The organism is Gemmatimonadales bacterium, assembly GCA_019637315.1.
In the GTDB taxonomy this organism is placed as follows: Bacteria; Gemmatimonadota; Gemmatimonadetes; order Gemmatimonadales; family GWC2-71-9; genus SHZU01.
This window is the reverse complement of the sequence record JAHBVU010000001.1, coordinates 429,410-441,203: the sequence shown is the minus strand read 5'-3', so window position 1 is coordinate 441,203 and position 11,794 is coordinate 429,410. Positions and strand designations below refer to the sequence as shown.

Annotated in this window: 3 protein-coding genes; all 3 read right to left on the bottom strand. The window is 69.7% G+C overall.

Features of this window, described 5'->3' with window-relative positions:
- On the bottom strand, window positions 1-3,911 hold a 3,911-nt coding region (locus KF785_01865), incomplete at its 3' end, for an acyltransferase domain-containing protein (protein ID MBX3145490.1).
- Window positions 3,908-10,291 carry an acyltransferase domain-containing protein gene (locus KF785_01860; GenBank protein ID MBX3145489.1) on the bottom strand — a complete coding sequence of 2,128 codons (6,384 nt, stop codon included), beginning with the start codon at window positions 10,289-10,291 and terminating at the stop codon, window positions 3,908-3,910. The genes KF785_01865 and KF785_01860, both read right to left, overlap by 4 nt.
- The gene (locus KF785_01855; protein MBX3145488.1) at window positions 10,291-11,091 is read right to left on the bottom strand and encodes a thioesterase; all 801 of its coding nucleotides are present in this window, start codon (window positions 11,089-11,091) and stop codon (window positions 10,291-10,293) included. Before KF785_01855 ends, KF785_01860 begins: the two co-directional genes overlap by 1 nt.
- Between the last annotated feature and the right edge of the window lie 703 nt (window positions 11,092-11,794).

The window sequence follows — 11,794 nt, the reverse complement described above, 5'->3', positions numbered from 1 at the left end:
GCGCCAAGCCTTCCCGGCAGCGAGGCTCCGAGCAAGAGCCAGCCGGTCCCCGCGAGCGGCGATGCTTCGCGCTCGTCCGCGCAGGCCAGCAGCACGGTGTACGGCTGCACGCCGTCAGGATCGGCATCGAGCTCCGCGACACCCGGCTGGAAACCCGACTGTTCCAGCAGGCGAACCCACGCGGCACCGTCGATCAGCCCCGATCCGGCGCGGAGATCACCGTCCTCCTGGCGATCCCATCCGGCGGTGAGCCCGAAGGTGAGATCCTGCCAGCCGCGCGGCGCGGTCGTCTCGATCAGCACGAGCCAGCCGCCGGGCGCCAGCAGACGGCGCGTGTGCGCCACTGTGTCCGCCAGGTTCTTCGTGGCGTGGAGCACATTGGTGGCAATCACGATATCGGCACGACCCACCGGCATCTGCTGCGCAGCTGGGTCGCGTTCGACATCGAAGAGCCGGGTCTCGAACCGGCACGGTCCCCCACCGAAGCGCTGATCCAGGTTACGCAGGAATACGGTCGAGAGGTCGGTAGCGACATACCGACTTCCCGGAGGCAGTTGAGCGATGACGGCAGCGGTCGTCGCGCCCGTGCCGGCACCGATCTCGACGACCTGGAGCGCCTGATCCGTACCCCGACGGCGGACAGCCTCCGCAACGGTCCGCGCCGCGACCTCGTTGCAGCGCCTCGCAACCGGAGTCTCCGCATAGATCGCCGAGGCGCCGATCGAGCCGTCCTGGGGAAACAGCAGCGTCAGCGGATCGACCTGACCACGAAGCACGGCTGCGAGCCGCGAGCCGCAGCGTTCGAGCAGGTCGCCCTCCGCACGCCCAAACTGAGGAGAGGCTTCATGGTTCGGAATCTGCACGATCCGCCAGGTCGCTCCGTCGCGGGCCGCCCAGCCCTGGCCAGCCAGATGATCGCAGCAACGCGACCAGAGCGGTGCAAACCGTGCAGCAACGCCAAGCCGCTGCACCGCCTCGAAGCTGACGTCGGCTCCGATCTGGCCCTGTCCCAGTTCCCGCACCGCGTTCCAGACGAACCACGCCGCGCGCGCCTCCAGACGCTCCCGGTCGGCCGCGTCGTTGCCGGCAGGACGAGTCTGCGGACCAAACAGACGGCGGACCTCATCCGGTTGGCCCGCCATCGGACTGCGAGTTCCTGGTGCGGCCAGATCATGCTGCTGCCAGGCGACGGCATAGTTCAGGTCGGCAGCGGCATCCCCCTCTGGAATCGACCGACCGAGCACCGCTCCGACCAGGGCGGCCGGACTCGATTCGGTAATCCAGTAGCGTTCGCGTTGCCACGGATAGGTCGGCGCGGTCGGATCCGTTCTGCCCCCAGGCGCAAAGGCCTGCCAGTCGATGGCGAGCCCGGCCTGGTACCATTGCCGGATCGAGGCGTGGAGCGTCTCCGCAGCGGACCGGTTCCGGCGGAGGGTTGCCGTGACCCTTGCGCCCGCGACGGTAGAGAGCACCGAGCCACTCAGGGCCGGATGCGGCCCGATCTCGATGAAAACGGTGTGTCCCGCCTCACCGAGCAGCGCAACGGCCGGAGCAAATCGCACCGTTTCGCGTACGTTGGCGGCCCAGTAGGTCGGTCCGTAGCTGCCGGGCTCCGCCCAGCGCCCCGACACACTCGAGACGATCGGGACCGTCGGCTCCCGGGTAGGCAAGCCGGCAAGCGCCAGGACGAGCGGTGCGCGGACCGACTCGACCAGCCGACTGTGGAAGCCGTACTCGACCGGGATCTCCTGGACGCGAAGGCCCAGCTCCCGGAGCGCAGCCCCGGCCGCCTCGACGGCCGGCGCGGCGCCCGACAACACCGTGCTCCCCGGCGCATTCAGCGCAGCTACGTCGACCTCCAGCACCAGCGACTCGAGCCGGCGCCGCACCTCGTCCTCGGCGGCCTCCACCTGAATCATGCGGCCCGACCTGGGCAGCTCCTGCATCAGTCGCGCCCGATGCCAGACCACCCGCGCCGCGGAGGCGGCATCGAGGATACCCGCCACATGCGCCGCGGCGATCTCGCCCACGCTGTGACCAAGCACCGCGTCGGGCGTCACGCCCCACGACCGCAGCAGCGCCACCAGCCCGATCTGCAGCAGCACGAGGGTGGGCTGCGCCAGCAGCGTGTCCGCCAGGTCGGCATTGTCATCCCGCAGCACCGCGAGCAGATCGCAACCGCTTTCCGCAGCATAGACGCGCGCAAAGGCCTCGACCGCTTCGCGGAACGCTGGTTCGGTCTCGAGCAATTCCCGCCCCATCCCGGCCCACTGCGCCCCCTGCCCGGTAAAGACGAACGCCACGGCGGGCCGCTGCGCTGCACCCCGCACGGGCGCGGACGTTCGCACCGCCTCGAGGTCGGCCCGGAGTGCGGCGCCATCGGGCCCGAAGGCAACCGCTCGGTACGCATGGTGCGCCCGGCGCGAACCGGCTGTGTGGAGGAGATCGTCCAGCTCGGCGGCGGTGGTCGTCTCGGCCAGCCGCGAATCCCAGTGTTCGGCCAGGGCGCGCAACGCACCCGGACTGCGCGCCGAAAGCGGCAGCGCCCGGACCCGGCCGCCGATCGCGGAGGGCCCCGGCCGCACTGGAGCGGCCTCCAGGCAGACATGCGCATTGGTGCCGCCGAACCCGAATGAACTGACGGCCCCGAGGGGCCGCTCGGCGGCAAGCGGCTCCATCCGGACTGGAACGGCGAGCGGTGCCGCTCCAAACTCGATCTGAGGATTCAGTGAAACGAAATGCCGGTTGCCGGGCACGGCCCGATGCTGAAGGCAGAGTACCGCCTTGATGAGCGCCGCGATGCCCGCCGCCGCTTCCAGGTGCCCGATGTTCGATTTGACGGCACCGAGCCAGATCGGTTTGGATGCGGCCGATCCCCCGATCGCCGCTGCGAGCGCGTTGACCTCGATCGGATCGCCGAGCGAGGTGCCGGTTCCGTGTGTTTCGACGAAGGCCAGGTCGCCACCGGCAATGCCGCTGTCCTTCCAGACCTTCCGCAGCAGGTCGAGCTGCGCGGCACCGTTCGGCGCCGTCAGGCCGTTGCTGGCACCGTCCTGGTTGACACCGCTGCCGCGGATCAGCGCAAGCACCGTATCACCATCGCGCTCGGCGTCGGCCAGCCGTTTGAGCACGACGGCGCCAGCCCCCTCCCCGCGGGCAATGCCATCGGCCGCGGCGTCGAACACCCGGCACCGGGCACGCGGCGACAGGATGCCCAACTTGTCGAATGCGGTGGTCACCGCCTCGAGTAGAATCAGGTTCACCCCGCCGGCAACGGCCAGATCGCTCTCCCCGGTGCGCAAGCTCTGGCAGGCCTGATGAACTGCCACCAGCGACGACGAGCAGGCCGTGTCGATTGCCATGGACGGGCCGCGCAGGTCCAGCAGATACGACAGTCGATTGGCAACGATGCTGTGTGCCGAGCCGGTGCTGGCATAGGGATCCGTCTCGCCCGGCCGAGCCAGTTGCAGCAGGTGGTAGTCGCTGCTGTGACTGTGGATGCCGACGAAGACGCCGGTGGCCGTTCCCGCCAGACGATCGGCCGGAATCCCGGCCCGCTCGAGCGCCTCCCATGCCACTTCCAGGAAGAGGCGCTGCTGCGGGTCCATCAGGGTCGCCTCGCGCGGGGTGATGCCGAAGAATTCCGCATCGAACCCGTCGATCTCTGCGAGATAGCCGGCCTCCGTGCGCACCAGCCCGGCACGCGACGCCGGTGGCGGACCAACCTCGTCTCGCCCCTCCGCCATCGAGCGCCAGAACGCATCCGTACCGTCGGCCCCCGGCATCCGGCAGCTCATCCCCACGATCGCGATCGGCTCGCGCGGCGCCGCCGCCCGATCCGCCAGACGCTTGGCGAGCATGGATTTCTGCTCGTCCGTGAGCGATGCCACCCGTGCGCGAAGGTCGGTCACGAGCCCTCCCCGTCGCCCAGGAGCGCCTGCAGCTCGTCGTCGCCGAGCCCGGCCAGTTCGCCCATGAGCGCGTCGAGATCGACCTCACCCGATGGCTGGCCACTCGCCGCCGGCTCCAGCTCGAGCGACCAGCGCTCGGCCACGAGGGGTGCGAGCGCGGCGATGGTCGGGTGGCTGAAAAACACGGTGGCACCGACCTGCAACCCGCCGCTCCGCTCCAGCCGCTTGCGGAACTCGAGGGTGAGGAGCGAATCCATGCCCAATGTGCGCAGCGGACGGTCGGCGCTGATGTGGCTCGGCGGCAGCCGCAGCGTGGCGGCCGCTTCGGCGATCAGGAGCCGTTCCAGCTCCTGCCGGCGGGCCCGCCCCACCGGCACAGCCGCGACACGATCCCGCCAGCTCTCGGCCACCGTCGCCGCCGCCGGCGCCTCCGTCAGGAGCCGTGAAGCCCAGGCTCGATCGGGGGCGTCCTTGCCGTCGGCCCAGGCCGCCGCATCGAACCGGGCGCACGTCACGGCACCCCGCGCCCCTGTGCCCAGCAAACGATCGAGCGCCGCCACGGCGTCGGCTGGCTCGAGCGGAGCAAAACCCTGCCGCGCAAGCGAACGGAGCCGCGTAGCATCGGCGGCAGCCAGACCGACCGACCCGAACGGACCGAAGTTGATGCTGAGCATACGTGGTCCGGCCAGCGCGTCGAGCACAGCATTGGCCGCCGCATAGCTGGCCTGCCCCGGTGTACCGAATCGCGAGGCGATCGACGAGAACGCAACCACGAAGTCGAGGTCGAGGGTTCGAGCCAGCTCGTGCAGATGCCACCCGCCCCATGCTTTGGGCCTGAACGGGACCGCAACGCGCGCAGGAGTAAGCGCCGTGATCGGACCGTCATCCAGAGCGCCCGCCAGGTGAAAGACGCCGCGCCAGGGCGCCGCATGAGCTGTCTCCCCGAGCAGCGCAGCAACGCGAGCCCGGTCCGACACGTCCACCGAGCGCGTTTCGATCAGCGCACCGCCCGCGGCGAGCGCCGCGATCCTCGCACTCGCCGCCTCATCGGGCGGCCGCCGTCCGGCCAGTACGATACGACCGGCCCCCCGCTCGACCAGCCAGGCTGCCACCGTGAGACCGAGGCCGCCCAGACCGCCGGTGACCAGATAGCTGCCGTCACCACGGATTGGCGCCGTCGGCTCCGCCGGCGCAATCGTGCGCGGCGACGTCTCGAACGAAACCACCAGCTTGCCGCGATGGACACCGGGCAACATCGCTCGGTACGCATCGTGAACGGCGTCGGCGGGGTAGGTTGCCGTCGGCAGCGGAGCCAGCACGCCGCGCTCCACCAGCGCCATCACCTCCCCCAGCATCGCCCCAACGCGGTCCGGACGCTCGCGGAGCATCCGATCGAGATCGACCGCGAAGAACGCGAGGTTGCGGCGGAAGGCGCCGAGACCGAGCGGCCGGTCGGCATAGATGTCTCGCTTACCGATTTCCACGAAGCGGCCATAGGGCCGCAGCACCGCAACACCCCGTTCCTGCGCCTCGCCCGCGAGCGAGTTGAGCACCACGTCGACGCCCTCGCCGTCGGTGGCCGCGAGCACGTCGTCGGCCCAGCGAAGATCCCGGGAGTCGAAGACATGGGCGATCCCCAGCGACCGGAGCCAGGCCCGCTTCTCCGGCGTGCCGGCCGTAGCGAGGATCTCGGCGCCGGCATGGCGCGCATACGCGATTGCGGCCAGCCCGACGCCGCCAGCGGCGCTGTGGATCAGGACCCGTTCGCCCGCGCCGAGCCGAGCCTGCACGCCGAGCCCATAGTGAACGGTGAGATAGGCGATCGGCAGGCCGGCCGCAACGTCCGCGGTGATCGACGACGGACAGCGCACCACGAGAGCGCCGGCGGTCGTCACGTGCCGAGCCATCGCCTCCGGCGCCACGAACACGACCCGATCGCCCACGGCGACGTGCCGAACGTCGCGGCCGATGCGGACTACCCGACCCGCACCCTCCAGACCAAGCGAACCCACCCCGCCCGGCGCACCCGGCAAGGCGCCGAGCATGCTCAGCACATTCATGAAGTTGAGGCCGACCGCATCGACCTCGACCTCGACCTGATCGGCCTCGGGCGCAACGCGGTGGAAGCCACTCCAACGGAGGTGCTCGGGCGAACCAGGCGTCGTGAGTTCGAGCGCGTAGGACGGCGCGGGGCCGGTTGCGCCGGCATCGGGCTCTGCCCACCGATCGAGCCTGGCCGCGTACCATTGCCCGTCGCGCCATCCCAGCTCGGCCTCGCCCGCGTCCGCCAGCAGCGCATCGACCGCAACGGCCGACGGCGCGGATGAGTCGAGGTCGATCAATGCCACGCGCAAGCTGGGTTGTTCGTGGCCGGCCACACTGCCGACGGCCCGCGCACCAGCCGCGGCGGGATCGGTCACCGCGTTGCCGGCCACGAGCGCCGCGCCGCGCGTGATCATGGTCAATCGGGCAACCCGGCCGCCCTGCTCGGCGCACCACGTCGCCACTCCGATCGCGTCGTTGACGAGTTGCTCGCTCCACGCCGCCGCGCCGTCGCCCGGCATGCCAGGCACGCACCAGGTCAGCGCAGCAGGCGAACCCGATCCAGCCGGAGGCGAGAGGACCGCGATCGATGCCGCCGCCGTGGCGTCGACACCAGCACTGCGCAGCGCCTCGAGCAGTGGCGCGGTGTCGGCCGACCGACCCAGCAGGATCATCTGGCCTGTCGACTGCGCCATCCGTCGGAGCGCCACCGGCTCCCACCGGAGCGTCAGCAGCGCGTCGTCGATCCCTTTCCGATCGGCCGCCGTCCAGGCAAACGCCACAGCCTCGGCCGTGAGGACGGTCCGCCCGTTGGCATCGGCGACGACCACGTCACCCGAAAACCCGCGACCGTCTCGAGCCGTGATCCTCGCTCGGATCGTCACCTCATCGAGCGCGCCGGGTCCGGGCACCACATCGAGTTGCCCGATGGCGACGGGAAGCGGCGTGGCGCGGGTGGTGTCGTCCGCACCGAGCCCAGCGAGGATGAGCGTCTGCAGGGCGGCATCGAGCACCACGGGATGCACGCCGTACTGATCGAGGCCGGGATCGTTAGCCACGGGGGCGGGAATCGCCGCAGTGCTTCGGGCGGCATCGCGGCCCGTTGTCACGGCCGTCATCGCCTGAAACGCCGGGCCGTATTCGAGGCCGCAGCTGCGTAACCGATCGTAAATCTCGGTGCCGGTTTCAGCCTGTTCTGCCTCGACCAGCCAGTCGGGCGAGCTGTCCTTGTCGGCACGTGCCGGTACCGCGACCGCATCGGCGATGAGACGCCAGGTTGCCCCGTCGGTCGTCTCACGGGCGTGGAGCTGCACCCGCCCGCCCATCGGGTCGCCGCCATGCGACCACTGCAGGTGCACGGGTCGGTCAGGCTCGAGCGAGAGCGCTTCGTGGAAGCGAACGTTACGCAGCGACCAGGCGGTTTCAGCACTCGCTTCCGCCGCCGTGGCTCGAAGTCCTTCGGCGCTTGCGGCCGCAGGCCAGAGCACCGATCGGCGTACCACATGATCGGCAAGCCACGCTGGACGAGTCGGCGCAGCGCTCCACTCCCAGGCGCAGGTACCCGCCGCCGCCGACCGGAACAGTGCGCCGAGGAACGGGTGTGCCAGCCGTCCGGCAACCAGACGAACGCCCGGCGCCCCCGATCGGTCCGGGCGGTCGAACCAGTGGCGCTCCCGGATCATCGGCAATGGCGGCACCCGAAGCTCACGATCCACCGGATCGGGATAAACGCGGCGCCAGTCGACTGGCACCCCGGCCACGAAAACCTCGCCGAGCAGCGATAGGAGGCCGACCTGGCCGTCTTCCTCGCGACGGCCGGTCACCAGCACGCGCGCGTCGGCCTCCCGGTCCTCGATGGCGCGGCCGATCGCGTTGGCCAGAATCGGATGCGGACCAAGCTCGATGAAGAGGTCGTAGCCGTCGTCTAGCATCTGGTTCACCGTCTCGGCAAAACGAACCGGGCGCCGCAAGTTGCGACCCCAGTACGCGGGCGTGAGATCGGGGCCCGTCACGGCCGCGGCATCGACCGTCGAGTAGAAGGCGGTGCGGGGTGACGCAGGCGCGATCGCTGAGATCGCCTGGACCAGCGGGTCGACCAGGGGATCCATCTGCGCGCTATGCGACGCCACGTCCACCTTGACCGGGCGCGTGAAGACGCCGCGCGCGCCGAGTTCACCGAGGATCTCATCGATGGCGGCGGGGTCGCCGCTCAGGACGGACGCATTGCTGGCGTTGACCACGGCGACGCTCACTCGATCCGTCCGCGCCCCGATGGCGGCCTGGGCGTCGGCCTCGGGCAGCTCGACTACGGCCATCGCCCCGCCGCCGGCAACCGTACGCAGCAGCCGGCTGCGGTGCACCACGACGGCCATGGCGTCCTCGAGCGAGAGTGCGCCCGCATACCAGGCCGCAGCCACCTCACCCATGCTGTGCCCCACGACCGCATCGGCCTCGATGCCGTATGCGCGCAGCAAGCAAGCATAGGCGATCTCCAGCCCGACCAGGACGGGCTGAATCACGTCGATCCGATCGAGCTGGTAGCCCGGATCGGTGGGGTCAAGTACCAGTTGCTCGGCCAGCGACCAGCTCGCCAGCGGTGTCAGCGCGGCGTCGACGTCGCGGACCGCCGCGGCAAAGGCCGGCTCGGTCGCGAGCAACCGGCGGCCCATCCCCTCCCACTGCGCGCCCTGGCCCGGAAACACGAGCGCCACGCGATAGCGCCGTTCCGCCGGTGCCTGCCCGACCACCAGGCCCGGCGCTGGTTCACCCGCGGCAAGCGCGCGCAGCCCCGCGGCGACCGACGCCGGATCGGCGCCCACGACGACCGCACGGTGCGCCAGCGCCGCGCGGCGCGACAGGGTCGCGGCGATACGAGCCACCTCGTCGTGGTCCGCTCCGTCGATGCGCGCGGCAACGGCACCGGCAAGCTGAGCCAGAGCGGCCGGAAGGTGGGCGGCAAGCGGGAGCACGAGCGCTCCGGCGCGAGGCACCGCCGGCAGAGGCGGCGCCGCCGCCGCCAGAACGACGTGCGCATTGGTGCCCGAGATACCAAACGACGTCACCCCGCCGCGCCAGGCCGACCGATCACCAGCGAGCGCCACAGGGGCGGTTGGGATGCGGAGGGGCATGGCAGCCCAATCGACCGCGGTCGTCGGCTCCCGGAAGTGGAGACTGGGAGGCACCACGCCGTGGTAGAGGCTGAGCGACGCCTTGATCAGCCCCGCCAGACCGGCGGCCGCCTCCGTATGCCCGATGTTGGTCTTGATCGACCCAACCCACAGCGGCCCCGTCCGGCCGCCCGCGACCTCGGCAATCGCATCCAGCTCGACCGGATCGCCGGCGCGCGTACCGGTGCCGTGCGCCTCGACGAACTGCAGCGAGACCGGATCGACGCCGGCATCCCGATACGCCGCCGCCAGGAGGGTCGCCTGACCGAGACGGCTCGGCCGCCCGAACAGGCCTGAACTCCGGCCGTCATTGTTGATGGCGCTGCCTTCGATGAGGGCATAGATCCGGTCGCCGTCGCGTACCGCGTCCGCCTGCCGCTTGAGCAGCACGACCGCCGCTCCCTCGGCACGCACATAACCGTCGGCGGAGGCATCGCCGAATTTGGAGTGCCCATCGGCCGCCATCATCCGGCCGCGGGAGTAGGCGATCGTCGTATGCGGCTCCAGAATCAGATTGACGCCGCCGACCAGCGACATGGACGTCTCGCCTGATCGCAAGCTCTGCACAGCCAGGTGCGTCGCCACCAGCGACGAGGAGCACGCCGTATCCAGCGTGAGACTGGGCCCCTGCAGACCAAACGTGTAGGAGAGACGTCCGGAGCTGGCGTAGCGACCGGTGCCCTGCGTGGCGTGGAAGTCGATCGCAGCAGGATCGGCAAAGAGCCGGCCCTCGTACTCGCCTACCCACTGCCCGATGTACACCCCGCACGAAAGCCCGTCCTGGCGGGTCGGATCGAGTCCAGCGTCGTGGAAGGCCTCCCAGGCAACCTCGAGCAGGAGTCGCTGCTGCGGATCGAGTCGCTCGGCCTCCCGCGGCGAGATCCCGAACAGGAACGCGTCGAACGCATCGAGCGGCCCGACGAACCCGCCGTGCCGGCTGCCGATCCGCCCCGGAGTACCGGGCCTGCTGTCGTACCAAACGTCGGGATCGAAACGATCGCGGGGAATTTCCGTGATGGTATCGATCCCCTCGACCACCACGCGCCAGAACGACGCGGCATCGACGATACCGCCCGGATACCGGCACCCGATCCCCACGACGGCAATCGGTTCGTGAGCGTCGGACCTGGCCGGCGGTCCTGGTGCGTCGAGGCGACGATCCCGATCCATCAGCGGCGCCCGGTACCGTCCGTCACGACGGCGAGGACACGATCGAGCACGGCCGTAATGGCCGCCATCAGCTCTTGCCGTCGCGGCACGAGGAAGAGATGGCCATCGGCAAAGTGACGCAGTTCGAACGCGCCGAGCGTCTGCTCCTGCCATTTGGCCAGGTCCGCACTGCCGACCTTACGATCGGCGTTGCCGCCGAATGCCACGATGGGAAACTCGAACGGCATTTCCGGCTGGTAGCGGTAGGTCTCGATCAACGACATGTCGGCCCGCAGCGCCGGGGTGAGCAGCGCGCACAGCTCGGCCTCCGCCATCACGACGGCCGGCACGGAGTCGTAGCGCCGATTTACCTCTTCGAGCAGCGCCCGATCGGGCAGGTCCCGGACTGGCGGATCCGGCCATGGCAGTTGCGGAGGACGGCTTGCCCCGGCAAAGAAGGCGCAGGGCAGCGGCCCACCCTCCCGACGCAGCAGGCGCATCGTCTCGAACGCCACGATCGAGCCCAGGCTATGACCGTAGACCGCAAAGGGCCGATCGAGCGCCGGCCGGATCGCCGCGGCCAGCTGGGGCACGAGTTGGTCGAGCCCGCCGATCGGCGCTTCCCGAAGCCGGGTCTCGCGGCCGGGAAGCTGCACCGTACAGACCTCGAGCCACGGCGGGGCAAGCTCGCTCCAGCCCCGGAACGATGCCGCGCCCGTCCCCGCCGGCGAAAAGCAGATCAGCCGGCACCTGGCCGCCGGCCGAGACCCGGTCACCACCAACCAGCCGTTGGACGTCTTGATCTCCTCACGTCGGAGCATCTACGACCCTCTGCCTGCTGCGGGCACTGTGGGGCACGGAACGAGCAGCGCGGGCCGCGGCTGAGCGGCCCGCGCCGTTTCACGAAACGACGCATCGAACGGGAGGCCGTGACTTCGACAGTCCCACCCACCCTATTAGCTAAGGATACTCTAGGGCAACGACTGTGCCGCATGCACACATCATGGTATGGGGGTGCGCCCGGCCGGGCACCAGGGTCCTTAGCCCCCCCTCGGCCTTCACCGACGCCTGGCAAGCATCACGTGGCAACAATCACGAGTATTGCGCCGAGTGAGGCGCCTTGGCAACACCGGCAGAAACTATGTTGCGACAGTTCGACACTCGGACTGTGTTTGTCGGCGTTGGAGCATCCGGATAACAGGCTGCTGTTTCTATTGTAAGTGATTTCTTCACAAAGACTTGCGAACACGAACCGAACTCAGGAAATCAGGCTCAGGTCACCCGCAGGGTCACGGGGTCAGTACGACCGGGAAATTTGGACCGGAGTGACGCGAATTGCACTCATAACGGCACTCCAGGCCGAGACACTGTCGCCCGCATCCGACATCTGTCGATATATGCAGGCGGGTGCATGGAACTTGCGCTTTACGGCGGGCTTGCTGCTATCCTCGTTCGGGGTTCATCGTTCGGGCCATCGCCACCTTCGCGTCGAGGACGCTGGTGTCGGTTCGTCGTACCTGTGTT

Excerpts from the sequence above, each read along its gene's own strand:
- KF785_01860 (MBX3145489.1), bottom strand. The coding sequence starts at position 10,291 with ATGGATCGGGATCGTCGCCTCGACGCACCAGGACCGCCGGCCAGGTCC.
- KF785_01855 (MBX3145488.1), bottom strand. The coding sequence starts at position 11,091 with ATGCTCCGACGTGAGGAGATCAAGACGTCCAACGGCTGGTTGGTGGTG.